Genomic DNA, 26,541 nt, shown 5'->3' on the forward strand with positions numbered 1-26,541 from the left:
TTAGTGCGCCGAAACGGGAGCGCTAAACGTCTGCACAGCGCCAAAATCATCCAAAATGCGCCAGCTCACCTGGCGGGTGCAGGCCTCGCCGGGCAGGGCGTACTCTTCACGGCTGTGAGGGGCAATCACGCTGTGCTCAAGCGGTGTTTTCTGGTTCTGGCCCGCGCAGGTGAGCGTGGTGATAGTCACATAATAGGGGGAGGCATTCTCCGCCTGCAGGTGGTTGCCACTGACGTGCCAGCGCAGGTGCTGCGCCGCGTCGAGCGCCGAGCCGGGGAGTCCTGCCGGGCGATAAATGAGCTTAAGTTGATTCTTAATAGCAAATTGCAGAATGTTCTCGCCAGCCGGTGCGGTATTGGCAGGAATCACTTTGATATTCAGGGTGAACAAACTTTCCCGATCGTTTGGCAGTTGCGCCGAGGTTAATAACACGCGCAGATCGTTGCTGTCTCCAGCATCCAGACGGAACAATGGCGGGGTGACGATAAACGGTGATTTATTATTATCAGCCAGATCGTCTACCCAGCTCTGAATAAGTACCGGATCGTGAGGATTGGTGTTTTTTACCGTGATGTCGGCCTCATGACTTTGTTCATTATAAATGACACGCGTGCCGGCAATGGCAACCCCGGCAGCAGACGCCAGGAGCGGACAAAAGAGAAGGCTCAGGAAAAAAGCCATTTTATAACACTGCATAATTGAGGATCCGGTCACGAGGAATGAAAATAAGGGCAGGGGATGCTGCCCTCGGTAAAAGCGGCAATCAGCACATTCTATTCATATACAATATCAATATTGGCTGTGGCATTAATATTGCCGGCGGTGACATCCAGGGAGGAATCGCTCTTCAGATCGGCAATAAAATTAAAGGCAATATCACCGTTTTCGTCGGCTTGCGAAACCGCCGTTTTGCTCTGTTTGTCAAAGGTCAACTGAGTGCCTTCCGTTGAGCCGTCAGGGGAAGAGAAGACTTCAATGCCCACCCCTTTGGCGGTATCCGCGGCATCGGAGAGCGCCAGCACGGCGGCGCTGGTGCCGTTAGCATTGGTGTCCGGGGTACCCTCCAGGCTAATGCTGATATTCTGCGCCAGCGGGCAGCCGGTCAGGTTGATGGTAAACGGTGTTTCTGCGGTTTTCGCTTCATGTGATTTCAGCGCCGACATATCGACGTTGCCAAAATCGACATTCACATCGCCACCGTTGTTGGCGATCTGGCACGACTCGTTAATAATTTTACCGGTGAAATTCAGTGTGCCCGCCGCGCGGGCGGGGGTCACAGTAGCCAGACTGAAGGCCAGCAGTGAACCCACAACCAGCAGGGTGCCTTTTTCTTTCATACTCAAACCTTATTAAATAATCACAAGTTAATTAAATCGTTTAACATTTTTAATGCATGTTTTTTATTTCTGTTCACAAAAAACGGTAAGCATCACTAATGTATACTGCCGTCGGGGGCGGGATTATACGGAGAACGTCGTAAAGGCCCATGGATAAGGTGTGTTAAGCTGTAACAATCTTTATTTTTTGGTGTAAGTATAATCTCATTTAATATTGTAATTGGGTTCTATATACAGAATGTATTATTTCCCGGGGACGCCTGTTTTGGCAAAGTTCTGGCAAAACGTTGCTGTTATTCCCGGCAGTTGACCGGAGAGGGCAGAATAATCGTTTACGCTGCCGCTATTTTGCCGTAGCGTGAAGATCGCGGCAGGAAGCCGCAGGTTGGATGGCACAGAACGATTCTGTGCCGCGCAGTGTCACTCGCTATCAAGGAAGATTGCTATGTCTCAGCTCCGTCTCGCTCTAATATGTCTGTGTCTGGCACCGCTGGCGTCGTCTGCTGCGCTCTCCGGTCAGGTTCATTTTTCGGGACGTGTCATCAATCCGGCCTGTCTTATCGCGCCGCAGCGCAATCGTATCGATGTTTCGTGCCAGCACCGTTCACCGGAACAGGTCGCCTTGACAGACAACCCCCCTCGCTATGCCATGCCGGATGATCGCGGTGAGGTCAGTCTCCACTGGCGAAATGCACAGCACAGTGAAGCGGATGTCATTATTCGCTATCGCTAAGGTAAGAAAAACGCGGTGAAGGGTAAGCGGATGCAGGACGTAAAGGGTAACGCGGTGGGCGGTTTCAGCGCGCGTCAGCAGTGACTACTGGGGTGACGCGCACGTAGAGTACATTTCATGAAAACAATCCTTGCCGTCGTCCGACAGCAGAGTATCGCCTCAGTCGGGTTCCCAGGCGAGGATATCACCGGGCTGACATTCCAGCGCCTCGCAGATGCGGGACAGGGTATCAAAACGGATGCCTTTGACTTTTCCCGACTTGAGCAGCGACAGGTTCTGTTCGGTAATGCCTACAAAGGCCGCCAGCGCCCTGGACGTCATCTTTTTTTCCACCAGCAGTTTGTCCAGATTCACCACCACAGCCATCGTTAAATAAACTCCTTATTCTCTTCTTCCGCACGGATCCCGTGGAGCATGGCGTGAAATGTCACAAACAGCAAGCTTCCTGTCAGAAGCAGCACCCCGTCGCTGAGCAGAAACACCACCTGATAATAAGGCTGCGGCCACCAGGCGAGCAGCGGGATCAGAAAGCGGCACACCGGCAACAGGATCCCCATGCCCACCATGGCCAGAGCGATGTAACGAACGCTGTGCGCCAGGGAGAGGCTGAGCACGCTGCGCTGGCGGACGCTACGGGTTACCTTCATGCCCTGCCAGATAGCGAACGCGAACAGCCCGGCCGGAAGATACAGCAGGGCCAGCAGCAGCAAACGTCTCGCCATCCCCGGCGCCTGGGCCGGGTTGTCGGTTAACGGCACTTCAGCAAAGTGCAGCAGGGTGGAAAGAAAATATCGTTCGCCGGTAAAGAAAATCCACAGCGGCACGATCAGGGCGAGCATAAAAAAGAGGGGCAGTATGCCGCTAATAATAGCCAGACTCAGCCGGGTTCTGGATTGCTTCACAATTTACCTTCCTGATTGATGAGAATAATTAAAGCACCAGCCGCGCCAGGCATGACATAAGGGCCACGGCGAAGACAACGCTCATCGCCCGGACGCCGCGACGACGGCTGGCAAACCACGGACGGGTCCAGACGCGGTAGAGGCTGAGGGTGATGACCGACGACTGGATGGTCCAGGTCAGCATCCGAAACAGGTAGCCCATTTTGCCGAGATTCTGCAGGGTCTGGAAAACCTCGGCGAGAAAAATAACCCCGGTCGCCAGCAAAACATAATTGAGCAGGCGTATTTTTCGCTGCGCCAGCCAGTCGCCGGAAATAAACAGGATCACCGACAACAGCGTTAACAGCGCCCAGAGGATGTCAATTCCGTTCATTACGCGCCTCCTGTTCATCAGGGGTGGCAGCCAGTAAGAGCTTGATGGCAGGTCCGATCACCGGCCAGGCGGTATCGGAGAGGATCACTACCGCGGTCTGTCGCTGTCGGTCGAAGGCCATCATTGCCGCAAAGCCGCCACTCTGCCCGTCATGCCAGACGATCTCCCGTCCGCGGACGCGGGTAGTGAACCAGGCATAACCCACCCGGGAATCGGGATCATCGGTGGCGAACAGGGAGTGCATGCCTTCACTGCCCGCCAGGTTTCCTGCCAGCAGCGCCTGGGCATATTTCGCCATATCGACAATCGTGGCGCGGACGCCGCCGGCGGGGGCGAAGGCGTCCATCACCCATGGCTGCTGAGGGAAACCAGAGGCTGACCAGCCCATGGTAAACGTCGGCGAGGCTGGAGTATTGTGCCGGGCCACTTCCGCGCCCTGCATTCCGGTGGGGGCAAAGACCCGTTGCGCCATCAGTGTGGCAAAATCGCGATGGGACGCCCGCTCCAGCGCCAGTCCGAGCAGGGCAAACCCGGCGTTGGAATAATCAAACCATTTCGTCGGCTGCAGGGTGGCCTGGTTCATCATCGCGATCAGCGCAGGTCGATCGTAGCGCCAGGGATTCTGCCGCCGGGCAATATCGCTCAGAATAGCCAGCCGCTGCCCAACCGACGCGGTGAGCGGTGGCAGTCCTGAACGGTGAGAAACCAGTTGCTCCAGGGTAACATCCCGCACCGGGCTGACAATCTCCGGGACCAGCGCCGACACCGGCGTCTGCGCGGTGACTTCGCCGCGGCGAATAGCCTCCAGCAGCAGGCTGGCGGTCATGGTTTTGCTCAGGCTGGCGATCTCATACTGTGTCGTATACTCGCTCCCCCACAGACCGTAGCGCACCCCCTGAGGCGTAATCAGCGCTGCGGCGACCTGTCCGCGGGCGCCATTAAGCAGGGGCGTTAATATCGAGACCAGCTGTTTATCCCCCGTCGTCCGGGAGCTGGGGGGATGAAAGCCGGGCTGCAGGGCGATCCCCGCCGCCACGATGACGGTAAAAACCAGCACGGCGGCAATGATCTGTCTGTCCCGGCGATAGCGGTTCCAGCGCATGTTTTCTCCTTAACGCGGTACGACATCCAGGTGAGGGAATACCGCTTCTCCCTGGTGTTAAAGTGAGCGCAGGTTAGCCTGGTGTTTATCGTTTTAAAATAAATATTTATCGTTTTATGATTAACTTTATGAGGAGTAAAGCAGACACTCCCGGCGCGGTGTGGAGAACGCGGGGGGCAATAGAGGCCAGGGAATAAAGTGCGCTGACGAAGAGAGGTACTCGCCAGCGAGAAATGTCGGCTATGCCGGGAGAAGAAAACTTAGCGGATCCGCGACTGCTCGTCGTCGCGTAGCGTCAGCACCTCAAATCCGTTGGCGGTGACGGCCACGGTGTGCTCCCATTGCGCGGAGAGTTTTTTATCGCGGGTGACGACAGTCCAGCCATCTTTTTTGGTTTTGATGCGGCTGTCGCCCTGGTTCACCATCGGCTCAATGGTGAACACCATTCCTTCGCGCAACACGGCGCCTTCCCCGGGGCGGCCGTAATGCAGCACCTGCGGTTCCTCATGCATTTCCTGGCCGACGCCGTGACCGCAATATTCTCTGACCACGCTGTAGCCATGGTCCTCGACCCAGCGCTGAATAGCGTGACCAATATCGCCCAGCGTCGCGCCAGGTTTCACCACCTCAATGCCTTTCCACATCGCTTCATAGGTGGTCTTTACCAGCCGGCGGGCCAGCGGGGAGACGTCGCCTATCAGGTACATCTTGCTGGAGTCGGCAATCATGCCCGCTTTCTCCAGGGTGATATCGACGTTAACAATCATCCCGGCGCGCAGATGTTCGGTCGCTTTGGGGATCCCGTGGCACACCACATCGTTAATGGAGGTGTTCAACACATAGGGAAAATCGTATTGCCCCTTGCTGGCCGGGCGGGCATGCAGCTGGTTGACGATAAAATCTTCCACTCGATCGTTAATCGCCATCGTCGTTACGCCGGGAACGATAAAGGTATCCAGCATATCAAACACCGACGCCAGCAGCTGGCCGGCATGGCGCTGACGTGCGAGTTCATCGGCGGTTTTAATGATTATTGATGGCATTGATTACCTCCAGCAGACGGTCAGAGCCGGATTTCAGCATCAGCAGTTTGATCTGCTGGTGGTTAAGCTCGGGGTAGAGCTCGCTCATCATGCCCAGACGGATCCAGTATTCCGCCTGGGCATTGACGGAGCGGGACATAGCTTTGCTGGCATCACGAATATCATCGTGCAATAGATCGGAGATTTTGACGATTCCCATAGAGACAGTCCATATATGATTCGTATATGCATCGTATACAGACCGGCACGGGATGTCATGGGCATTTTGTGTCGTGACCGGGGGGGAGGCGAGAGGCCCACGCAAAAAAGCCCGACCAGCGGGCTTATTTTCAGCATTTTTTTCGGGTTAATCATTCGCGCCATTCACCATGGCGAAAATACCCATTAGATTATCGGTATGCAGAATGAAAATAACATGACGGCGGCGAAGCGCGGCGCATCAATATATTTAATGCAGGTGTTAATTTTGCGTATGAATATTCTCCCGTCAGGCCGGGAATCCGGGGGAGTTACAGCGCGTCAGTGAGTTTATCCACCACCACTTTACCCGCATTATCGAACTGCGTAATGCGAAAGCTGTCGCTCCAGGAGCGGCGGGTGGTGAAACGGTCGAACAGGGATACCCGACCTTTACGCTGACCATCTTTACTCAAAATAACCCATTCAGTCACCGCAGAATAATGCTGGCTATTGTCATGACGGCTCTGTTGTTCAACAAGCTGGTCTTCTTTTTCCACTTTTAAATAATCACGCAACATATTTAACCTCCATAGAAAGTATTATTAACATTACTCCTTTTATTTATTCTTTCAATCAAACTTTTTAATCAATAAAAGTAACTATTAGTGGGCGACCTAAGTGCAAAAATCGTCAGATTGTCATTACCCGGCGCAGTGGATTCCACTACGCTTAACAGAGCTGTCTGGCGCGCTATCTGCGGTTGCCAGGGCCAGAAAGGCGGCAACAAAACGTCTTAACCTTGTATTCATCATGGGCGTTGTTCTGCTATATCTAGTGCGTTTTGCCACGACCGAGCCACAGAGAGCGCTGTACCATGAGTAACGATCACCTGACGGATATCGCCTATCGTCACTTTATTGAAAGTGTTAAAGATTATGCAATATACATGCTGAGCACTGACGGTACGGTCATCAGCTGGAACGAAGGTGCCCGCCGGGCAAAAGGGTACCTGAGCGACGAGATCATCGGTTGCTACTTCGGTCTCTTCTATAGCGAAGCTGAGCAACTCTCCGGTGTACCGGCGAAAAACCTGGAAATCGCCCTGCGTAGCGGGCAGTTCGAAGGGGAAGGCTGGCGTTACCGCAAAGACGGCTCCCGATTCTGGGCGCATGTCATGATCGATACCATCCGCGATGAGCAGAACACCCTGCTGGGTTTTGCCAAAATCACCCGCGATATCAGTGAACAAAAAGCGATTAATGACCGCATCGCATGGATGGCGCGCTACGATGCGCTGACTGGTTTACCTAACCGGGTGGAGTTCTTTGAGCGGGTGGAAAAGCTGATCACCGGTAATGATGCCCGCCGCTTTGCCATTTTCACCATCGATTTAGACAAGTTTAAAGAGATTAATGACCTGCAGGGCCATCTGATTGGTGACCAGCTGCTGCAGCGTGTGGCAGGCGCCGTGCTGAAAACGCTGCAGAAGGAGGAGATGGTCGCGCGCTTTGGCGGCGATGAGTTTGTGGCCGTTAAACCTTTTGCCGATGAGGGTGAAGTGGATGCCTTTGCTGCGCGCCTCTGGCACTGCTTCAGCGGTAAGCAGACGTTTGCCGCGACGGAAGTGGTTCTCTCCGCCAGCATTGGCATCTCGGTCTACCCGGAGGACGGTACGGATATTAACACGGTACTGAGCAATTCCGATCTGGCCATGTATCGGGCAAAGAGCAGTCTCGACCACAAGATTTGCTGGTACGAACGTGAAATGGATGACAAGACGCGGCAGCGCAATATGATGGCCGCCGACATCCGGCGCGGTATTCACGCTGGAGAATTTTCGCTCCACTATCAGGCTATCCGCAACATCAAAGATCGCCGGATCACCGGTTACGAGGCGCTGCTGCGCTGGCAGCATCCGCAGCTGGGGCCGATCCCGCCTGACGTGTTTATTCCCATCGCCGAAGAGAGCGGCGCCATCGTGCCCTTAGGTTACTGGGTGCTCGAGCAGGTGTGTAACGAATCGCTGGAAAAGGGTCTCAACAGAAAAGTTTCGGTCAATATCTCGCCGGTGCAGTTGCGTCACCGCAGCTTTATTGAAAAAGTCCGCGAGATCCTGATGCGTACCGCCTATCCGGTCAGCCTGCTTGAGTTTGAAGTGACGGAGACGGCGTTCATCATCAATAAGCAGCTGGCCTTTAGCGTCCTGCATCATCTGCAAAAAATGGGGATCAGCATCGCACTCGATGACTTCGGTACCGGCTACTCCTCCCTGAGCATGCTGCGCGATTTCCATTTCGACGTGATTAAACTCGACCGAAGTTTTATGCTTGATGTGGAGAGTAATCCCCAGGTCCGCTCATTCGTGCGGGCCATCATTTCGCTGGGAAATTCAATTAATACGCCGCTTATCGCCGAGGGTGTGGAAACCGCCGGGCAACTGCAGATCCTCGAAGAGGAAGGGTGTGACGAGATGCAAGGCTTTCTGTTCGGCGAGCCGGTGGATATTAAACACCTGCCTCCGTCGTCCTGATACGCCCACCGGCTGCGGGTGGGCGCTGCGTCATTACTGATGCGCCAGCGGAGCCTGCCCGGAAAGATGCAGCAGAGCCGACTGCAGCGAGACGTCAAACATCTGACCGTGCGTCATACCAGGGTAGCGCCAGAAAGCCACCGTCAGGCCTTTGTCGGCCAGCTGCTGCTGAGTGTGTCGCAACAGACTCAGGGAAGCCACGTGGCCGGTGGGTTCCCGGGCAGCTTTGCCATCACCTTCCAGCAGATACAGCGATTTCCCGGAGAAGGCGGTGGCGCTTAAGGCTTCGCTGCCCTTCAGAGGAGATTCCTGCGCCTGGCCCAGTGACGGGCTGGCCGAATAATAGAGATGAAACAGCGAGGTCTTCCGCCACGCGTCGAGCACAAACAGCCCGCCGTAGGAGTGGCCCCAGATCGCGCGCTGGTGGGGATCTATTTTCAGGTGAGCTTCCGTTTGCGGCACCATTGTTTCGGTCAGCAACTGACGAAACAGGTCATTACCTCCGGTTTTTCGCGGCGGCAGCGCGGGTTTCCCGACTTGCGGTTTGAAGGCCTTTAGCGGAGGAGTGTAATCCCAGGCCCGGGCGGCGGTATCGAAGGGCAGCGTTGTCTGGTAACCGATAGCGACGATCACCGGCGGGGAGCCGGCGGAGAGCTGCTGCAGAAGGGCGTCGTTAAGCTTATCCATCACCGCGTTACCATCCAGCATATACAGCACAGGATAGCCGGCGGCGGGTGGGGCTTTGTCCGGCACGGCAGTCCACACCCGGTAGTGGCGTTCGCCATCGGCGGAGTCATACTGACGTTGCGTAAAATGATAGTACGCTGACCCTTTATCGGCGATGTTTGGCCCCAGCGGCTGAAGATCCGGTCGGGCGGTGCTACCGCTACTGTAGAAGAGCACGCCAACCGCCAGCGTCAGCAGCCCGCGCGCCCGGATGCTCCCTGAATTCCGCTTCACCTTGTCTAACCCCCTGTATTCTTTGAGCTGTCATTTTGTTGGGCTGACACGGTAACACAGCTTGTTTGATAATGGTTCTCATTTCTTTTGTGCGCTTTGGATCTGCGTGGGATACCGGACGGGGCTGGTGGGGGGGGGCGAAGCGAAAACGCAGGATACATGGCCGCCTGTCGGCGGCCATCAGGACACGGTCAGGGATCGCCGTTGATGCTACGCAACAGCCTTTTTACCAGCGGGATGAGCGCAATAAGCACCAGCGCAATAACCACGATCAGTAACAGCGTCAGCCCTTTATGATGACTGATAAGCACCCACAGCATCGCCAGCGTCATGAGATGATCCTTGCATTAACAGCGTTAACCACCGCCAAGGTGAATGAAATTTAACAGAATGGTGATGACCACCCAGGCCAGCAGCAGAAAGCGTCGTTTATCGCGTCGAGCTTCCAGCGCAGCGAAATAATTAGCGCTGTACCAGGTTGATATAATAATAGCCAGCGTGATGATGACCTGCCAGACCACTTCGCTAAAGCCCGTCACGATGCTTATCGCGCGAAAGCAAAGCACAATCGCGATGCCGTTAAGCGCGTTACACATCAACCATCCCCACAGGCTTGAGGGACGGCTAAAGAAATATCCAAGTCGTAAAACCAATGTCGTATACACCTTGCCAAAATAATCGCGCTGTAAAATGCAGTTTAATGCCCGACGAGGTATTGATATAAATCAAAATTTATGGAATAGCGCAGTAATCACTGGCATGCAGCGATCGCAGCATGGCAATGGAAAGGCGTAGAGAATGGTGGGTAAAAAAAACGAAATCACTTGTTTTTATAGGTGTTTTTTAAAATTTATTGTGGCAGTGAAATATTCTCCATGGCCCATTTAACAATATGACGGTAATTTCCATTGTTATTATTTTATGTGGCTCTATCACCAGCTAAATTAAAACCTATTCACTATTCACCGCTGGCCGCTTGCGGGAGTGGTCTGAAACAGCCGGAGCCAAGGCTCCGGCTGGCGTCATACCTAATGAGGCAAGGCATTATGTTGCAGAATTTTCAGGAAGTCATTTTTGTCTGAAATTAATGACAGCGCGTTAGCGATCAGTTCATCGCTAAATATCGAGGCAATTTCTTTGAGCACATCAATATGCTCTTTTTCTTTCGCGATGACGCCGATGGCAATAAACATCACGTTGCTGCGATCCCAGATAACGCCATCAGGGAACTGAAAGATCTCAATGCCGGTTTTGAGAATGATATCCGTCGCGGATTTCGGCAAATGTGGCAAGGTGATGCCATTCCCCAAAAAAGTGGAAACCTGATGTTCACGCTCCAGCAGAAAGTGAACGCACTCCTGATTCACATATCCTTTGGCTTTACACTCCGCGCCAATCATAGCGATCACTTCCGCTTTATTACTGGCCTTGCAGCCGATATGCAGATTATCCAGCGTGATGTTATCGATCATAGCCAACCTCCCTGGTGAGACGCGTAGATTTTTTACCCTCATGATTCGCTGACAGCTCTTCTTCTAACTGCTCGAGCGATTTATTGGAGGTCTCCGGTAGGGCGAAGACCACGAACAGAATCGCTAAGTAGTTGATGGCTGCGAAGATGAAGAAGACCGGCCCAAGGCCCAGTTTCGCCTGCAGCAGCGGGAACAGGTAGCTGACCACCGCGTTCATGATCCACATGAAAAATACCGAGATCCCCATCGACAGCCCGCGGAATTTCAACGGGAACAGCTCAGCTAATACCACCCACGTAATAAAGCCCATGGAACCCTGCATCACACCGACGAACAGCGCGCCCAGCAGCCAGATGGCTGTGGCTTTCAGATCGCCCACCAGGGTGTAATCGACAGCGGCGATAATCAGGTGCAGCGTGGCCATAATGGCAAAGCCGTAGATAATGATCGTCTTACGTTTGAAACGGTCGACAAGGAACAGCACGCCAATCAGCATACCGCCGACGGAGAAGACACCGTTCAGCACGTTACAGATCAGCGAGGTACGTTCTGAGAAGCCGGCGGCACTCAGAATTTCCGTGCCGTAGTACATAATGACGTTAACCCCAGTAGTTTGCTGCAACGCGGCCCAGGTAATACCGACCAGCAAAATTTTGAGGATCCATGGCGTTTTGAGGATAGTCGTGAAGGTGCCCTGAGCGCTGTACTTATTGCCGGCTTCAATTTTGATCAGGGTGGAGATGTCGTCATACTCCTTCTGCGCGCGTTCCGCCGGGCGGATCTGTTTGAGAATATGCAGCGCTTCCTCGTGGCGATTTTTGCTGATCAGCCAGCGCGGGCTTTCCGGCGCGCGCCACATGCCAACAAACAGGCAGATAGCGGGAATGGCCTGTACCAGCAGCATATAGCGCCAGACGTCCGGCAGATGGCCCCAGATGATGCCAATGATCGCGTTGATGGCAAACGCCGCCAACTGGCCAATGACGATGGCGACTTCATTCAGGCCGGTCAGCTTACCGCGCATCTCGGTAGGCGCCACTTCCGAAATAAAAGTGGGGGCAGTGACCGACGCGCCGCCAACGGCGTAGCCCAGCAGGGCACGAGCAATCAGCAGGGTAGTGATATCGGGGGCTGCGGCGGAAAGCAGGGCGCCGATAAGAAAAATAAAGGAGAGGAAGAGTAAATATTTTCGCCGGCCGAAGAAGTCGGCAAACTTGCCGCCAAACACGCTGCCCAGCGCGGCGCCGATCAGCAGGACGCTCATCACCAGCCCTTCGGTAGTCGGGGTCAGCGCCATATACTGCTTCAGTGAGGAAAAGGCGCCGTTGATAACGCCGGTGTCGTAACCGAAAAGCAGGCCGCCGAAGGTGGCCACTAAGGTGATCTGATGAAGTCGTTTTCTCTGTTGCTGGTTCAGGTTTGTTATAAATGACATGGTAGTCCCTTTATTTTATTGAACGACACAAGATAAAAATACATCTCCCCAGTCAGGATTTATTACGCCTGTGTTGTCGTATCTAACTGAACTAAATGATTTTTCTTCTTTGTGTAATTGCTCAGCACATGGCAGGGTACGCTCAGCAATGGCGGTCAAAGAGGTTTACGGCTTGGTGTTGACATGGATGTAGTCGATATCCGTTCTCCTTTTCGGGTTAGCGGTCTTCAGTGCGTCGGCAGCGCCGACGTCTGCCGGTGGACAGCGCCCTGGTGTGGCACGTTGCTGTCGTTGCGGCGATTTATCGTGATAAGAATATGGCACAAAGAAATGGAATGAGCATGCTACAAGATCACATTATGAAAATTTAATTTCAAATTGGTGTTGCAGAATGGTAAATGCATGAAGCCAATCACAAAGGATGGAGGGAGCATATCCCCATGAAAACCAGGTTAAATTTACAGGCCGGTAATAATGATGTTGTTTTCAGTAGGTTAATGTAAATCAAAGAATACAACGCAGATCACATTTTTACGCCATAATATCCTGGAATAGAATTTATATTTCATTACTGTGATCAGGGTAAAACGAGGATGGCGGCCTTCTGGCAACGGTCTGGAGGGGAAGAAAGCCCGTGGGGGAGGTTATAGGATGAATGTGTGGCCGGCGGGAACGCTGGGTAAAAATGCAGAGAAGGGGGATCCTCTGCATTTTACCCATCACGAAAAAGATCAGTGCAGTGCGGGCCAGTAGCCTTCGTTGGCGACGATCAGTTCATCGAGGATGGCTTTCGCCACCGCGGCGCTGGGCACCGTTTTCGATAGCGTGATGGCCTGCCACAGTTTCTGGTAACTACCCTCAACCCAGGCGTCAACCACCAGCTTTTCGACCGCCACCTGCTGCTCCATCAACCCTTTCTGGAACGACGGGATTTTCCCCATCGCCAGCGGCTCCGGGCCATTGACGCCCACCAGGCAGGGGACTTCCACCATCGCCGTCTCATCAAAGTTGGCGATCGCCCCGTTGTTCTCAACGATCAACAGCATCCGCTCCTGGGTGTTAAAAGCGATGGCGCAGGCGAGGTCGACGATAAAGGTGGCATGGGCCCCGGCATGAAAATGCGCGCCTTCCGCCGTGCCCCGACGGGTAATCTCCCGGGCCATATCGAAGACCTCTTTTTCACGTCCGGCCATCACCTCGTTCGCCCGCGTAAAGTCTGGATCGGCGTGCGCCACCTCATAGTCAGGATAGAGGTAGTATTTCAGATAGGTGTTAGGCAGTGTCGACGGATCGAGGGCAAACACATCCTTCACCTTTTTAAAGGTTTCGATCCAGCTTGGCGCTTTATGCTGAAAATCTTCTTTTGGACTGCTGTATCCCTGTTCCGCCACGTGACGCTTCAGCGCCGGCATCAGATCGTTACCGGCTTTATCGGTGATACGGGTCCACCAGCCGAAATGGTTCAGGCCATAGTAGCGGACGTTCAGCGCCTTGCGCGACGGCAGGCCGAGGATGTCGGCAAACAGCCCCTCGATAGCCACCGGCATATCGCAGATGTTGATGATGCGCGCGTCGGGTCGCAGGCGACGGGTGGCTTCCGCGACGATGGCCGCCGGATTGGAATAGTTGAGCATCCAGGCATTCGGAGCGTATTGCTGCATATAATCGACCAGCTCCAGCACCCCGGCAATGGAGCGCATGCCGTAGGCAATCCCACCCGGACCGCAGGTCTCCTGTCCCGGCACGCCATATTTTAACGGGATCTTTTCATCCTTTTCCCGCATTTCATACAGACCGACGCGAATATGCGCCATCACAAAATCGACGTCAGTGAAGGCCGCCTGCGGATCGGTGGTATAGCTGAACTTCACCTGCGGGAAGCGTTCTGCCACCAGAATAGCGCAGGCGTCGCCGATCGTTTTCTGACGCTGGTGATGGTTGTCGTACAGACGGATCTCCCGCAGGGGAAAGCGCGACATATTTTCCAGCAACATCATCACAATCCCAGGGGTATAAGTACTGCCGCCGCCGGCAATCGTGACCACAAAGTTATCTTTCATTTACCACCTCGTTATTCAGTAACACCCAGACTGGCGTTGACCGCCGTTCGAATTTTGTTAACCCCCAGGCCATAGATCACCTGGACATGGTTGCCTTTAATCAGCACGCTGCTCCCGCCGCTCTCTTTCAACAGCGACTGCTGGATGAGGGCGGGGTCGCGCACATCGACCCGCAGACGGGTAAAACAGTTTTCCACTACGCAGACATTCTCTTTTCCGCCCAGTCCCGCAATCACCAGCGTACCTTTATCGGCAATCTCGCTTGCCTGGCCCGTCTGCTCGGAAGGCTCCGCATCGGCAGCCGCTTCACGGCCCGGGGTGAGCATCCGCAGACGGGTAATACAGAAGGTGCCGACCAGGTACATGGTGGCGGTCTCCAGCAGGCCGAGGGCGACAAATACCGGCCAGCGCGTCACGCTGGCGCCGGCAGGGAGGTTATAGACGACAAAATCGATAAGACCGTTGGTGGCGCAGACCCGCACGTGAAGCAGCCAGGCCAGCATCTGGAAAAAACCGTCCAGCAGGGAGTAGATAAGCCACAGCAGCGGGGCGGTGAAGATAAAGAGAAACTCAAAAGGTTCGGTGATCCCCACCAGAACGGAGGTCACAATTAAGGGGATCAGCGTGACTTTAAGCCGCTGCTTATTCTCCGGTTTCGCCGTACGGTAGAAGGCGAGCGCCATGCCGGCGGTGCCGAAGATCTTCACCATCCCGTAGGTTAAAAACCGGGCGGAATCACTCAGCGCCCCGATGGGATGACGGGCGATTTCGGCAAGGAAAATAGGCTTGGCGCCAATAACCGTTTGACCATCAATCAGCAGCTGTCCGCCGATGGAGGTAAAGACAAACGGCGACCAGATCAGATGATGCAGCCCGGTGGGGATCAGGAACCGGTTGAGAAAACCGTACAGGAAGACCCCGATGGCGCCAAAGGATTTCATAAAGCCGGTCAGCGCCGAAATGCCCAGCTCAACCACCGGCCAGAGATAGACGGTGGCGATAGCAAACAGGCCAACCAGCGGTAGCATCACGATCAGCACCAGCTTACTGTTGCCGTAGATCGACAGCGCGCCGCGAAACTCAATGCCGACCACGCGGTTGTGGACAAAGGCGACGGCGCAGCCAAGGATAATCCCAAGGAACACGCCCATATCAATGACCTGAAAGCCAAAGATAAAGGTTTGTCCACTGCCGTACAGTTGCGCGTTGGTGGCACCGGACGCCAGGCGATGGGTCAGGGTCAGCCAGCTATTGTTCGCCGCCAGATACACCAGCCAGGTCATCGCCGCCACGAAGGCCGCTTCGGCTTTGCGGGTTTTCGCCAGGCCGCTGGCCAGCCCAAGGCAGAACAGAAACCCGAGATGGTTCATCAGCGCCCAGAGCATGCTGGAGACGAATTTCCCCAACAGGTAGAGCGCGCTGCTTTCATCCACCCACAGCCGGTTGGTGGTCATGCTGAACAGGGCGATCAACAGGCCGATAGCCGGCAGATATAGCACCGGCCCGATCATTGCTTTGGAAAAGTCCTGAAGCTTTTTCACGCCAATCATGGTTGTCCTCTCGTCTTCGCAGACCTGATGAATAGGCTTATCAGACTAGGAGCAGACCACCGGGATCCCGAGCAGGAAAAGGGCCATCTGTGATGAAAGTCATATATATTGTTGCTGGACAGATATATAAATATGGCGAGATTTATAGATGAGTTAGTGTTGAAATTTTCGCTGAAATTTAAAAATAATCTTTTATTTACATTAAGTTATTCGCTTATTTGTTTGACGAGCGCCATCTTAGCGAGACATCTAAAAGTGATTTATAAAAAGATTGCCATTGAACTGAGGACCCGCATCAACAGCGACGACTATGCCGTCGGCGATATGCTGCCCAGCGAAAAAGCGCTCGCTGCGGAGCTGCAGGTCTCGGTGATGACGCTGCGCAAAGCGCTGGCGCTACTGGAGGAGGAAAAGCTGATCGCGCGGCGGCACGGCAGTGGAACCTGCATTGTGCGTAAAAGTAACTATCACGGGGGAGAACTGGAGGGCTTTAACTACCAGATGCAGGTGGTAGGCGTCACCAACTACCGTAACAAAGTCATTGAATTCACGCTGCTTGATGCTCCTCCGGCCATCGCCCAGCAGTTAAAGATCCAGCCGGGGGAAAAAGTTTACTACGTCAGGCGGCTGCGGCTGATTGATGAGGTCCCGATCCTCGTGGAAAACAGCTATATTCCATTCGCCACCTTTCCCTGGCTCAGCGTGGGTACCCTCGAGCAGTCTAAATTCAACTATTTCAAAAAAGAGTGTCATATCACCATCATCGAGAGCCACCGCAGCTATACGCCGGTGCTGGCGACCCGCGAGCAGGCCGAGCTGCTGCAGGTAGCGCCAAACAGCCTCCTGCTGCGGGTGCAATCGGTGAGTTATGCGCAAAACCGGGCGATCGTCGATTTCTCAGAGATCTACCAGAACACCAGTAAGTACAACGTGAAGCACATTACCCGCCGCTAGCGGATTCAGGTCAGCCATCCCCTGGCGATCAGCTCCATTCCCAGCACCAGCAGGAACAGCAGAAAGCCCTGACGAAAGCGTCGCGGGCTGAGACGCGAGCGGATCCACTGTCCCAGCCACATGCCGAGTAGCGCGGGCAACAGCGCCAGCCCCGACAGCAGCAGCGAATCAGCATGCCAGCCATCGTGCAGGGAGAGGCCGGCCGCCATCGCCAGGGTGGAGAGGGTAAACGACAACCCCAGAGCCTGCACCAGTTCGTCTCGACGAAAGCCCAGCGTCTGCAGCCAGGGAACGGCCGGAATAACAAATACCCCGGTCGCCCCGGTGATAACGCCGGTCAGACCGCCCATGAGCGGCGACAGCCACTTCTCCACGCGGGCGGAAACCTGCAACGCCGGGCCACAGAGCGCATACCCGGCATAGGCTATCAACACGGTGCCAAGCGCCAGCACTGAGCACCGAGGATTGAGGCTGATCAGCAGTGACGACCCCGCCAGCGTTCCCATAATAATCCCGGTCATCATAAGCCAGAGGCGGCGCACAATCTGCGCCAGCGCGGGGCCAGCCAGCAACTGCCAGAGATTGGTTAACAGCGAGGGAAGTACCAGCAGCGCCGCTGCGGCCTGCGGCGGCATCAGCAGACCAAGCAGGCCCATCGCCACGGTGGGTAATCCCATGCCGGTCACCCCTTTGACCAGTCCGGCGGCGATAAAGATCAGCAGTAAATAAAAGATGTGGAGATCGAACATCATGGCTCACTTTTCAGGGTAGAAAGGGACATTGAAACCACTGGTCGCTAAAGCCACAATGCGGTATGTTGCCCTAAGACTACGGGAAAACCGAAGGGTGGGGAGGGTGTGATGCGGATGGATCTGGCCGATCTGCGACTGTTTATCGCCATCGTGGATAGCGGCAGTATTACCGGTGGGGCCGCCATGGCCCATCTCGCCCTGGCCTCCGCCAGCGAAAGAGTGCGCAAGCTGGAGGCAGAGGTCGGTGTTCCCCTGTTGCAGCGTCATGCTCGCGGCGTGACGCTGACTGAGGCCGGGGAGGTACTGGCGCGCCATGCACGCCCGCTTCTTGCGCAGCAGCAGCGTCTGCGCCAGGCGATGAGCGCCTTCGCCCGCGGTCAGCAGGGGACGCTGCGGCTGTTCGCCAACACCTCGGCGATGTCGGCTTTTCTGCCGGGCAAGCTCGCCGCCTGGATGGCAGCGCATCCGGCGGTGCAGATCGACACCGAAGAGCGCACCAGCGCGGATATCGTCAGCAGCATTCTGGCGGGTGTGGCGCAGGCTGGAGTGGTGTCCGATGCGGTCGACCCCGGGCCGCTGCATCTGGATCCTGTCGCCGATGATCCCCTGGTGCTGATTGTGCCGCCGACTCACCCTCTGGCCGGCGCGAATGAAGTGGCGTTTGCGGCGGTCATCAACGAGCCGCTGGTCGCCCTCTACCAGACCAGCGCACTGCAGCAGCATATTGAACAACATGCCGCCGGGCTCGGCCAGGCGCTAAACGTCCGGGTCCGGATGAGCCATTTTGAAGGGCTTTGCGAGATGGTGGCTCACGGCGCCGGCGGGGCGATCCTGCCCCGCGTCATTGCCGAACGCTACCAGCAGCGCTACCGGTTTGCCGTCATCGCGCTGCAGGATCGCTGGGCACAGCGCCGCCTGTGTCTGTGTTATCAGGATGATGCCCGGCTGACGCCAGCGATGCGCCGTTTGCTGGCGTGGCTCCGACAGCCGTGAGACCATGAGTGACGGTGTCACTTTTTATGGCGGTTATTGCTACTGACATCCGTGTCAGAGATGCGATAGTAGACGTCCGACATTTATTAACACGCGAATCAGGACAGACAAGATGAGTACATTACCAAAGGTCGCGGTGCTGGGACTCGGCGCCATGGGACATGCTTTTGCCAGCAATCTGCTGAAGAAAGGCTTTACCGTCGCAGGCTGGAACCGTTCGCCAGCACGCGGCGAAGATTTACAGGCGCAGGGATTATCCCTGCATACCACGCCGCAGCAGGCGGTCGCTGATGCCGAGGTGATCATCAGTATGCTCGCCGACGGTCAGGCTACCCTCGAGGTACTGGCGCAAATAGCGCCTGCCTGTCAGCCGCAGGCGATCTATTGTCAGATGGGCACCATTGGCCTGCCGGAGACGCAGGAGGCTATCGCCTTGCTACGGGCGCTTCAGCCGGCGATGACCTTCGTCGATGCCCCGGTTTCAGGGACCAAAGCCCCGGCGGAGAAGGCGCAGATCCTGGTGCTCGCCAGCGGAGATCGTGAAAAGTGTGCCGCTGCCGAACAGGTGTTTGCGGCTATCTCCCGCGGGACGCAGTGGTTTGGCGAGGCCGGCAACAGCCAGAAAATGAAGCTGGTCCTCAATGCCTGGCTGATTTCGATGATGCAGGGCATCGCGGAAAGCGCCCAGCTGGCGAAGACGCTGGGCTTTACCCCCGACCAGCTCTGGAGCGCTCTGGAAGGCGGCCCGCTGGCCGCACCGTATGTCAAAGTGAAACTGGATGCCATCGCCAGCGAGCAATTCGCGCCGCAGATGCAACTGGCGCATGCGCTGAAAGATGCCCGGCTGGCGCTATCCCTGGCCGAGCCGCACACCATGCCGGGGCTGGATAACATTGCCGAACTGTGGCAGCAGGCGGCGGACGCGGGATATGCCGGACAGGATTTGTCAGCGGTATATCAGTGGCTGTCGACGTCGGCGAAAGCGTAGTACCGCATCCTCAGGAAAAAGTGGCCGTGGTGGCCACTTATCCAGAGAAGAGTTATTTCCCGGAGAGAGCCGGGCGAGTGTCGATCCCTTCGTCAATGCGCTTGATCATATAGGGAAAGAACGGATTGGAAGACTGACGCATCAGCGAGTCCAGACCCACAACCAGCACCGAACGCTCGCCGCGAGCAGCAAACGTGCCGAGGCTGATCCCATATTGATTCAGCGGATGGGGATAGCGCCCGTACAGCGAATCGCTTAACGGGAAGGGGAGCGCGACATGAGAAAGGGAGTATACGTCCGGCAGATAGCGCATTCCCTGCAGCTTTTCCACTGTGGTGTCTGTTTTCCCGGCAGGTGTTGTGCGGATTTCCATATCGGTACTGGCTGAATTCGCGTTAGTGATGATCGTGGTCTGATAAGCGCGTGGCGGCGCGGGCAGCAACCGCGCCAGCGCGGTGTAAGACGTCCGGCGTAATAATGAATTAAACCTGACGGCATGATTCAAATCGAAGAGGACAATTTCACTGCCATTTTCCGGCAAACGGTTATACAGCGCCGTCACGATCGCCCGCGTACTGACCGTTGAATCCACAACGGACTGAAAGGTCAATACCGGCGGTAAGCTGTTAAGTCTGTGATTTCTCGAGTCAGTCACTATCTGCTTTTGCAGCGCTTTGGTCAGCAGGAAGGACTGCCGGGCGGCGTTCGTCGGGAACGAGTTATATTTGAACGGATTAAACTCGGGCATGATGTTTAACCATGCGGCTTTCGAGAAGGCGGGAAGAAACGCGGGCCAGCCAGCGAGGCCGGAAAAACGCGCGAAGCTGGTAATACCGATCATCGGAGAAATCAGGATCACCCGCTGTGGTTTTGCCAGTTCGGCATTATCCAGCGCGTCCAGCGAATATTTCATTGCCAGCGCGCCGCCGTTGGAAAATCCGACGATATGCAGGGGCACATCATTACCCGTCAGTCGTTTCGCTTCTCTCACCGCAAGGCGCGTGGCGGCAAGCCAGTCCTGCCAGTCCACATCGGTCAGCCCGGCGGGAACCGTCCCATGGCCCGGTAATCTGATACCGATGGCGACATACCCCTGTTGCCGGTAATTTTCAGCGATATGCCGCAGGCTGTAGGGGGTATCTGTCAGACCATGCAGCAACACCACGGCGCCTTTCGGTTTGCCATCCGGCATCATGATATATGACCGATTCCAGTTGGTTGGAAACGAGTCCGGATAGATGGGGCTGTGACTATAGTAACGATTCAGTTCGGTTTGCTGCTCAGCGTCCAGCTTATCGGTAACCTGGCGTTTTACCTCACTGAAGAGCGCATTCTCTTTGTTGATGTAATCGTTCCAGTCAGCATTGTCGATTTCATCCGCGTCCATCTCATGCGGAACCCAGGTATGCCAGAGCTGCAGCTCGGGTCCGCGCTGAATGTCATAAAGGCGTAGTCCCAGAGCGCCAACGATCAACAGCAGCAGGGACAACACGATACGTTTTAACCAGGTTACCCATTTCAACGCGTAGCTTCCTTTCTTAATGACATGTTTTCTGAGTATAAATAAACATGGTCAGGGAGATTTACTTTTTTACGCAGGACGGGGCGTGAAGCGCGCTGAGCGGTTCTATGGCATTGGGTTTAGCGACGCAAGACCAGTGGAGGGATCCATCAATGGCAAAAGGCGCTTACTGGCTGACGGCTTCAGCGGGACAGCGTCGAACATTCGCCCTTTATGTCATCTCTTAATAAACAAAAATTCCAGCGCCGTCCGTCACTGCGCAACTCGGTGATGCTGAGCGGGTGAACGTCGATACGTGCAAATGAGTGAAGTGGGGCGCCGAGAACGTTGAGGATCATGGCACGGATAGTGGAGGCAGACGCAATTACACCGTGTCGGCCTGGAATATCGACGTGTTTTGCCAGCCAACGGCCACAGCGCGCCAGCAACTGAGCACGTGACTCTCCGCCCGGCGGCGGATCGCCCTCCAGCCAGGCCAGGAAAGCGTCGGCGTCTTGCGTCATCACCTCACGTACTGGCCGACCGGCCCAGATGCCGTAGTCGGGTTCCGCCAGCTCCATCACCGGGGTACCCTGTAAAGAGAGCGCTGCGGCAGTTTGTCGGGCGGCGGTCTCCGGGGAGATCCAGACGCGGTGACAACGGGCGACACGGCTTTGTAACTGACGCGCCCGCTGCCATTCCCGCGCCTCCAGAGGGTCATCACAGGGGAAATGTGAACCTCGGGACGCTGCCGTTTTTCCCTGACAAATCAACGTTAGCGACGCTCTCATGATGTGTTAACCGCGGCGGAAGGCTGGGCGCTGCACACCTGTCGCCGGCGTGCGTTCGGCTAAGGCACCGAACGCCACACCGATGACGCTCCAGAGCACCAGGTGCGTGCCGAAGGAGCTGATACGGAAACGCCATAGCAGGTCCGCCGGGAAGTGTTCGGGCACTTCGTTCACTGTCGGCATCAGGGCACAAACCACGAGCATCAGCGCCACCGCGAACAGCGTTGCCCACATCATCGCATTCCCTCTACCGAGGCGCGGTATTAGCTGATGTGATAACCACGCGGCCGCGATGACGATGCCGATGGAAAGCAACATCATGACGAAGTACAGTTCGGTACGATAGCCGATGGTCTCCGGGTTACCGACCGCGGGCGGATTGGGTGGGTATTTCAGACCAGGCATCAGGCTCATGACCAGAAAGCCGACCAGCGCCAGGCCTAACGCTAACAGACGCGGGTTCGATGGTCCGAAGCGCTGATAGCTAAAGGCCCAACTCAGCGCCAGACCGCCGCCCAGCGCTGCGCCGAACAGCACCATGCCGGCCATTAGCCCGATCCCGGACTGGGTTTGACGGCTAAACACCTCTTCTTCACCGCCGTCAGCCGACGCGCTGTGTTGGTGTGAATGAGTGGCCAGACTTTCTTCAATCCCGATAGCGCGATCGACCTGCGGCTCGCCGAAATGGTGTGCAAAAGCAAATGCCACCAGTCCAGCCAGAATGCCTGCTATCATCCCCTTGAATAATAGTTTCCCAATCATGTCCGCCTCCTTAGTGGCAGGGAAAACCCAGCAGATGTCGTGCGTCGTGGAAGAATTCATGCACCTGGGTGCCGGAAAACATCGACGTCGCACCTTGTTCCGCACCGATGAAATAGATCGCTAACAGTGCCAGCAGGGTGGTAAACAGTGCCCAGGGCAACAGCGCCGCGACTGGTATCGGAGTGGCCGGGATGTTGGTGGTAAGGGTGATATCGCTCATGATGTGACTCCGTTGTTAATTTGGCTGATGGAAGATTGTGCCGGGCTCACCGTGACCGGAACGCCGAGTGGAAGCGAGTGGTGGTTATGCGCCGGCGGACAGCTGGCATTGGCCAGGACGATCGGCTGACCATGCGGCGTGTTGATATACGCCAGTCGCCATTCCTGGGTCCGTCGGCCAATGTCATCCGGTGCGGTCAGGTGGAGGGCGGTGATCATGTTCTCCATTGCTGTCGCCCACTGGCGATAGTAGGCATCGTTCACACTTTCGCCGGGTTGCGCCGGAGCCGCCTTGATCGCTTCGCTGAACGTCCGTACCCATTCTGCCCACGGGAACAGCCCCGCCCGGTGCAGATGGACGATCAGGGAGAATGCTTTCGCCTGCCAGGGCTTATCAAAAACCGGCCCCTCCTCGTCGCGGGGTAACCCGACGGCGGCGTAATCATGCTGTGTCGCAATGCTCATGCTTCCTCCAGATAGTCGTCCCACAGATCGATGTACACGTTGTCCGGGCGCGGCGTGCCCCACAGTTCCAGCGCGGTGAAGCTGACGCTGTAGACGTGCTGAGGATGTTCGCCCAGACCGTGCGCCGCGGTGTCCGGCGTGATGAACACGCCATGATCGGTCTCAATACGGCCGATTTTCCCGCGCACGTAACGCGGCAGGCGGGTGTGGGTGGTTGGGTTGATGTTTTTTGCCCGAACCCGGTCTCCGGCCTTAAAGCGGGGAGCAATATCGTGACTGACGCGCGCGGAGGCGCCGGTACTGACAACCATCGCCACGATGTCCTGCGTCAGCACCGGCGTGCCCGGAGCGCAGGGGGCAGGGGTCGAGCCACCCCAGAGTTCATCGGCGGTGATCACCCCTTTTTCCAGCAGCAGCGTTTCAAATGCGTGCAACCAGTGCTCGTAGTAGCTCGCCTCCAGGTAGTGGGCTGGATCCATGCGTTCAATGGCGTGGCGGAATTCATCCACATTGAAATGTCCGCCGACGAACAGCGAGGCGAACAGCGGAAATACCCGGCGCTCCCATTCATGATGGAAATACGGCTCATTTTCCTCGTTGAGGATCGGCCCGAGGCCGTGCATACCGCCCAGATCATGTATCCCGTTCATGGTTTTCTCCTCTTATTATGGCGCGGCGACCAGGCCGGTGCCGATCATGGAATCGCGGGTGACCAGTTCGATCAGCTGCGCTTCGCTCCAGCCGTCGGTACCCGCCGGACGTTCTGGCAGGACCAGATAGCGCAGTTCCGCGCTGCTGTCCCAGACGCGCACCTCTTTACTTTCTGGAATGTTTACCCCGAATTCGGCCAGAACGCCGCGCGGGTCGATAACGATACGCGAACGATAGGGGGCCGATTTGTACCACACCGGTGGCAGACCCAGCACCGGCCAGGGGTAGCAGGAACATAATGTACAGACGGTCACGTTGTGCACGTCCGGCGTGTTCTCCACTACCTGCATGTCTTCACCCTGCACGCCGGAGAAACCCAGCTCGGCGATGGCGGCTGTGGCGTCCGCCAGCAGCCGACGTTTATACTCCGGATCACTCCACGCTTTAGCGACCACCTGCGCGCCGTTACGGGGGCCGACCTTGTGCTCATAAGTGTCAATCAGTTCATCCAGTGCCGCCGGGTCAATCAGTCCTTTCTCCTGTAGCAGGGATTCCAGCGCCCGGACGCGTAGCTCGATGTCCGCCGGCGGTTCAGTATGGTCGTGGTCGTGTTGATGGCTCATTTTATGGTTCCCGATAGTTAAGGGTTAAAACATCCGCCAGTCGCCGGAAGCTTCAAATGCGGCGGCGGCCTGATAAAGGGTGCTTTCGGCGAAGTGGCGTCCTACCAACATCATTCCTACCGGTAAGCCGTCGACCAGCCCACAAGGGAGAGTCATTGCCGGATGGCCGGTAATATCCTGCGGCGCGGTATTGCCGATCATTTCAAATGCGCGGGAGATGTATTCGGTAATGGAGCAGTCAGGTTCCGGTAATGGCTGAGCGACAAGCGGTACAGTGGGCATCACCAGCAGGTCGAAGTCCGCCAGCGCCCGGTCATAGCCCGCACGCGCGCGACGCGCGATATTCTGCGCCTTGGCATAGTAGCGGCCATGGTAGCGTTCCAGCCCGTACTGGCCGACGAACATGCATATCTTCAGCGATGGGGAAAGCGCATCGGCGTTGTCACGCCACTGGGCGTGCTTGTCCAGCAGCGCTACGTCATATTGTCCTTTCCAGTTAAAGCCCATGCCGTTGCCATGCATCATCTGCGCGGTCAGCCCCTCGCAGCCGATAGGGGACCAGAGCGCCCCCGCCAGGCTATGCTCCGGTACCGAAATCTCGCCGACCGTCGCGCCCAATTCCTGCAGACGGGCGACGGCAGCGCGAACTTTCTCCGCGACTCGCGCATCCAGGTTCGGCAACTGAAAACCTTCGGCCATAATGCCGATCTTTAAGCCACGGACTCCCTTACCGAGCGCCTCGGTATAGGCTTCCACTTTGGGAGCATACTGACGTGGGTCCAATCCGTCCGCGCCGGCAATGACCTCAAGGACTAAGGCATTGTCTTTTACGCTGCGGGTCATCGGCCCGGTATGGTCGAAAGTGGCTTCGATCGGCATGATGCCGGTATAAGGCACCAGACCGTGGGTCGGTTTCAGGCCATAGAGGCCACACCATGCGGCGGGAATACGCGCAGAGCCCCCTTGATCGCCACCCATGGCCAAATCGACTTCCCCGGAAGCGACCAAAGCGGCGCTGCCAGAAGATGAGCCACCGGCCGAGTAGCCGTGGCGCAACGGGTTATGCACGGGCGCCGGATCGGAGGTATGGCTGCCTCCCGACAAGCAGAAGTGCTCGCAGGTGGCTTTGCCGAGAATAGTCGCGCCGGCATCCAGCAGTCGGGTGGCAACGGTGGCGTCGTAGAGGGGGACGAAACCTTCCAGCGTCGAGGCGCCGTTCATCATCGGTACGCCAGCCAGCGCGATGTTGTCCTTGAGCACCACGGTGCGGCCGGCCAGTTTACCGGTTGCTGCACCTGTCACCTCGGTCTTGTAATACCAGGCATTAAGCTGGTTTTCGTCGCCTTCAGGACGATAGCCGGCGGCGCGTGGGTAGTGCACCGCGGGGATCTCGTCGGGCAGGGCGTCAATGAGATCATAGGCGTCGAAATTGGCCTGCATCAGCGCCAGATATTCTTCGGCTTGCGCAGGCGTCAATCGTATGTTTAGCCGACTGGCGAGCGCTTGCAGCTGTTCAATGGTAGGACGTTCAATAGCCATGGAGTTCCCTTTGTATGGTGTTTGCCAATGCAACCTGCCTTCAACATAAGCCCGAAATGTCATTACTACATGGTTGTGCAGGTCAGTCATTTGGCTGAGACGGACACCCGCCTGTTGCGCGGATGTCCTTCCTCGGTTAAGACGGTTTATCTGTTTTCGGCCAGTGAATGCCGACGCTTTTCATCCCTTTGGTGACGTCCATGTCAGGGTGCGCGAGTACCACATCCCGGTATGAAGGACTGCCGATGACGGCGGGTTTGAACTGGGTCAGGAATGCGGTAACCTCTTCACGGATATCCTGCGGAACGTTGAAGTTCTCGTAGCATTCATCAATAGCCTCGAATACGGCTTTCCAGTGCACTTCGGTCAGCCCCATTCCGCGGTGCGCGGTCACCATATCTCGTCCCCGGTAGACCGTGTTGCCGCCCCAGTGCTTGCACAGAAAATCGACAAAGTTGATATGCTCTTTCTGGAACGACGATTCGGATACGTGCGCCCAGATATGGCCGATATCGGGATGCTTCATACAGGTCTTCAACACTTCTCCTGCGAAAGCGTAAACGGCGTCATAACCACCGAGACGTTCATAAAGTGTGGGTTTTTGCTGCTGATCGGTCATGATGGAT

The 26,541-nt window shown here is 56.1% G+C and carries 31 protein-coding genes; 5 read left to right on the top strand and 26 right to left on the bottom strand.

Annotated features, from left to right (window positions below; all coding sequences use genetic code 11):
* Both SPE70_RS12820 and SPE70_RS12825 read right to left on the bottom strand, forming a co-directional pair.
* Positions 1-696, bottom strand: a complete 696-nt coding sequence (locus tag SPE70_RS12820) for a fimbrial biogenesis chaperone (protein WP_008804915.1) — start codon at positions 694-696, stop codon at positions 1-3.
* Positions 697-773: 77 nt separating this feature from the next.
* On the bottom strand, positions 774-1,337 hold the full coding sequence (locus SPE70_RS12825) for a fimbrial protein (RefSeq protein ID WP_012968240.1): 564 nt from the start codon (positions 1,335-1,337) through the stop codon (positions 774-776).
* 445 nt (positions 1,338-1,782) lie between these two features.
* Here SPE70_RS12825 and SPE70_RS12830 point away from each other — a divergent pair, with 445 nt between their 5' ends.
* Positions 1,783-2,070: a type 1 fimbrial protein gene (locus SPE70_RS12830; protein WP_064170226.1), complete on the top strand. Its 288-nt coding sequence runs from the start codon at positions 1,783-1,785 to the stop codon at positions 2,068-2,070.
* 159 nt (positions 2,071-2,229) lie between these two features.
* On the opposite strand, the gene SPE70_RS12835 is transcribed toward SPE70_RS12830, so the two are convergent.
* The 7 genes from SPE70_RS12835 to SPE70_RS12865 all read right to left on the bottom strand — a co-directional run bounded on the left by SPE70_RS12835 (position 2,230) and on the right by SPE70_RS12865 (position 6,248).
* Complete coding sequence (locus SPE70_RS12835; protein WP_004205917.1) at positions 2,230-2,436, bottom strand: helix-turn-helix domain-containing protein; 207 nt, start codon at positions 2,434-2,436, stop codon at positions 2,230-2,232.
* 2 nt (positions 2,437-2,438) lie between these two features.
* Positions 2,439-2,972 (bottom strand): DUF2975 domain-containing protein, encoded by a 534-nt coding sequence (locus SPE70_RS12840; protein WP_004205916.1) that lies wholly within the window; start codon positions 2,970-2,972, stop codon positions 2,439-2,441.
* A 28-nt stretch (positions 2,973-3,000) separates the two neighbouring features.
* A complete protein-coding gene (locus tag SPE70_RS12845; protein WP_064170227.1) occupies positions 3,001-3,345 on the bottom strand; it encodes a hypothetical protein in 345 nt (114 codons plus the stop codon).
* Positions 3,332-4,447, bottom strand: a complete 1,116-nt coding sequence (locus tag SPE70_RS12850) for a serine hydrolase domain-containing protein (RefSeq protein WP_064170228.1) — start codon at positions 4,445-4,447, stop codon at positions 3,332-3,334. Before SPE70_RS12850 ends, SPE70_RS12845 begins: the two co-directional genes overlap by 14 nt.
* Before the next feature lie 260 nt (positions 4,448-4,707).
* Positions 4,708-5,490 carry a type I methionyl aminopeptidase gene (map, locus tag SPE70_RS12855; RefSeq protein WP_008804909.1) on the bottom strand — a complete coding sequence of 261 codons (783 nt, stop codon included), beginning with the start codon at positions 5,488-5,490 and terminating at the stop codon, positions 4,708-4,710.
* Complete coding sequence (locus tag SPE70_RS12860) at positions 5,471-5,689, bottom strand: ParD-like family protein (protein ID WP_002904808.1); 219 nt, start codon at positions 5,687-5,689, stop codon at positions 5,471-5,473. The genes map and SPE70_RS12860 overlap by 20 nt, the downstream gene beginning before the upstream one ends.
* A gap of 310 nt (positions 5,690-5,999) precedes the next feature.
* Positions 6,000-6,248 carry a hypothetical protein gene (locus SPE70_RS12865; RefSeq protein ID WP_008804908.1) on the bottom strand — a complete coding sequence of 83 codons (249 nt, stop codon included), beginning with the start codon at positions 6,246-6,248 and terminating at the stop codon, positions 6,000-6,002.
* 296 nt (positions 6,249-6,544) lie between these two features.
* On the opposite strand from SPE70_RS12865, the gene SPE70_RS12870 reads away from it, so the two are divergent.
* Entirely contained in the window at positions 6,545-8,200 is a 1,656-nt protein-coding gene (locus SPE70_RS12870; RefSeq protein WP_008804907.1) for a putative bifunctional diguanylate cyclase/phosphodiesterase, read from the top strand.
* Positions 8,201-8,233: 33 nt separating this feature from the next.
* Here SPE70_RS12870 and SPE70_RS12875 read toward each other — a convergent pair whose 3' ends face one another.
* From SPE70_RS12875 to SPE70_RS12905, 7 genes are all read right to left on the bottom strand, one after another.
* The gene (locus tag SPE70_RS12875) at positions 8,234-9,160 is read right to left on the bottom strand and encodes an alpha/beta hydrolase (RefSeq protein ID WP_046619759.1); all 927 of its coding nucleotides are present in this window, start codon (positions 9,158-9,160) and stop codon (positions 8,234-8,236) included.
* A gap of 191 nt (positions 9,161-9,351) precedes the next feature.
* The gene (locus SPE70_RS12880; protein WP_012541739.1) at positions 9,352-9,492 is read right to left on the bottom strand and encodes a hypothetical protein; all 141 of its coding nucleotides are present in this window, start codon (positions 9,490-9,492) and stop codon (positions 9,352-9,354) included.
* 24 nt (positions 9,493-9,516) lie between these two features.
* Positions 9,517-9,756 carry a hypothetical protein gene (locus SPE70_RS12885; RefSeq protein WP_008804905.1) on the bottom strand — a complete coding sequence of 80 codons (240 nt, stop codon included), beginning with the start codon at positions 9,754-9,756 and terminating at the stop codon, positions 9,517-9,519.
* Positions 9,757-10,188: 432 nt separating this feature from the next.
* A complete protein-coding gene (locus tag SPE70_RS12890; protein ID WP_008804904.1) occupies positions 10,189-10,632 on the bottom strand; it encodes a PTS sugar transporter subunit IIA in 444 nt (147 codons plus the stop codon).
* On the bottom strand, positions 10,622-12,067 hold the full coding sequence (locus SPE70_RS12895; protein WP_064170229.1) for a sugar porter family MFS transporter: 1,446 nt from the start codon (positions 12,065-12,067) through the stop codon (positions 10,622-10,624). Before SPE70_RS12895 ends, SPE70_RS12890 begins: the two co-directional genes overlap by 11 nt.
* A 731-nt stretch (positions 12,068-12,798) precedes the next feature.
* Positions 12,799-14,127 carry a 6-phospho-alpha-glucosidase gene (locus tag SPE70_RS12900; RefSeq protein ID WP_008804902.1) on the bottom strand — a complete coding sequence of 443 codons (1,329 nt, stop codon included), beginning with the start codon at positions 14,125-14,127 and terminating at the stop codon, positions 12,799-12,801.
* Between the two features lie 11 nt (positions 14,128-14,138).
* A complete protein-coding gene (locus SPE70_RS12905) occupies positions 14,139-15,677 on the bottom strand; it encodes a PTS transporter subunit EIIC (protein ID WP_008804901.1) in 1,539 nt (512 codons plus the stop codon).
* 255 nt (positions 15,678-15,932) lie between these two features.
* On the opposite strand from SPE70_RS12905, the gene SPE70_RS12910 reads away from it, so the two are divergent.
* Positions 15,933-16,631 carry a GntR family transcriptional regulator gene (locus SPE70_RS12910; protein ID WP_324726677.1) on the top strand — a complete coding sequence of 233 codons (699 nt, stop codon included), beginning with the start codon at positions 15,933-15,935 and terminating at the stop codon, positions 16,629-16,631.
* A 5-nt stretch (positions 16,632-16,636) separates the two neighbouring features.
* Here the strand turns inward: SPE70_RS12910 and SPE70_RS12915 are convergent, their stop codons facing one another.
* Positions 16,637-17,380, bottom strand: coding sequence for a sulfite exporter TauE/SafE family protein (locus SPE70_RS12915; RefSeq protein ID WP_064170345.1), 744 nt, complete (start codon positions 17,378-17,380; stop codon positions 16,637-16,639).
* A 111-nt stretch (positions 17,381-17,491) separates the two neighbouring features.
* Here SPE70_RS12915 and SPE70_RS12920 point away from each other — a divergent pair, with 111 nt between their 5' ends.
* Both SPE70_RS12920 and SPE70_RS12925 read left to right on the top strand, forming a co-directional pair.
* Positions 17,492-18,376, top strand: a complete 885-nt coding sequence (locus tag SPE70_RS12920; RefSeq protein ID WP_012541733.1) for a LysR family transcriptional regulator — start codon at positions 17,492-17,494, stop codon at positions 18,374-18,376.
* A 112-nt stretch (positions 18,377-18,488) separates the two neighbouring features.
* Positions 18,489-19,364 (top strand): NAD(P)-dependent oxidoreductase, encoded by an 876-nt coding sequence (locus tag SPE70_RS12925; protein WP_008804897.1) that lies wholly within the window; start codon positions 18,489-18,491, stop codon positions 19,362-19,364.
* A gap of 52 nt (positions 19,365-19,416) precedes the next feature.
* Here the strand turns inward: SPE70_RS12925 and SPE70_RS12930 are convergent, their stop codons facing one another.
* From SPE70_RS12930 to SPE70_RS12970, 9 genes are all read right to left on the bottom strand, one after another.
* Entirely contained in the window at positions 19,417-20,886 is a 1,470-nt protein-coding gene (locus SPE70_RS12930) for an alpha/beta hydrolase (protein WP_012968232.1), read from the bottom strand.
* A 182-nt stretch (positions 20,887-21,068) separates the two neighbouring features.
* Positions 21,069-21,656, bottom strand: coding sequence for a histidine phosphatase family protein (locus SPE70_RS12935; protein ID WP_064170230.1), 588 nt, complete (start codon positions 21,654-21,656; stop codon positions 21,069-21,071).
* A 6-nt stretch (positions 21,657-21,662) separates the two neighbouring features.
* Positions 21,663-22,418, bottom strand: coding sequence for a CbtA family protein (locus SPE70_RS12940; RefSeq protein ID WP_008804894.1), 756 nt, complete (start codon positions 22,416-22,418; stop codon positions 21,663-21,665).
* A 10-nt stretch (positions 22,419-22,428) separates the two neighbouring features.
* Positions 22,429-22,638 (bottom strand): CbtB domain-containing protein, encoded by a 210-nt coding sequence (locus SPE70_RS12945; protein WP_064170231.1) that lies wholly within the window; start codon positions 22,636-22,638, stop codon positions 22,429-22,431.
* The gene (locus tag SPE70_RS12950) at positions 22,635-23,102 is read right to left on the bottom strand and encodes a nitrile hydratase accessory protein (RefSeq protein ID WP_023322614.1); all 468 of its coding nucleotides are present in this window, start codon (positions 23,100-23,102) and stop codon (positions 22,635-22,637) included. Before SPE70_RS12950 ends, SPE70_RS12945 begins: the two co-directional genes overlap by 4 nt.
* On the bottom strand, positions 23,099-23,752 hold the full coding sequence (gene nthB / locus SPE70_RS12955; protein WP_012541728.1) for a nitrile hydratase subunit beta: 654 nt from the start codon (positions 23,750-23,752) through the stop codon (positions 23,099-23,101). The genes SPE70_RS12950 and nthB overlap by 4 nt, the downstream gene beginning before the upstream one ends.
* Positions 23,753-23,767: 15 nt before the next feature.
* Positions 23,768-24,376: a nitrile hydratase subunit alpha gene (gene nthA / locus SPE70_RS12960; protein WP_008804890.1), complete on the bottom strand. Its 609-nt coding sequence runs from the start codon at positions 24,374-24,376 to the stop codon at positions 23,768-23,770.
* Between the two features lie 24 nt (positions 24,377-24,400).
* Positions 24,401-25,915 carry an amidase gene (locus tag SPE70_RS12965; RefSeq protein WP_023297616.1) on the bottom strand — a complete coding sequence of 505 codons (1,515 nt, stop codon included), beginning with the start codon at positions 25,913-25,915 and terminating at the stop codon, positions 24,401-24,403.
* Between the two features lie 136 nt (positions 25,916-26,051).
* Entirely contained in the window at positions 26,052-26,534 is a 483-nt protein-coding gene (locus SPE70_RS12970; RefSeq protein WP_008804888.1) for a group I truncated hemoglobin, read from the bottom strand.
* Positions 26,535-26,541: the final 7 nt, after the last annotated feature.

Origin of the sequence: Klebsiella sp. ZJOU C1, from assembly GCF_035620215.1 — a bacterium.
In the GTDB taxonomy this organism is placed as follows: Bacteria; Pseudomonadota; Gammaproteobacteria; order Enterobacterales; family Enterobacteriaceae; genus Klebsiella; species Klebsiella variicola.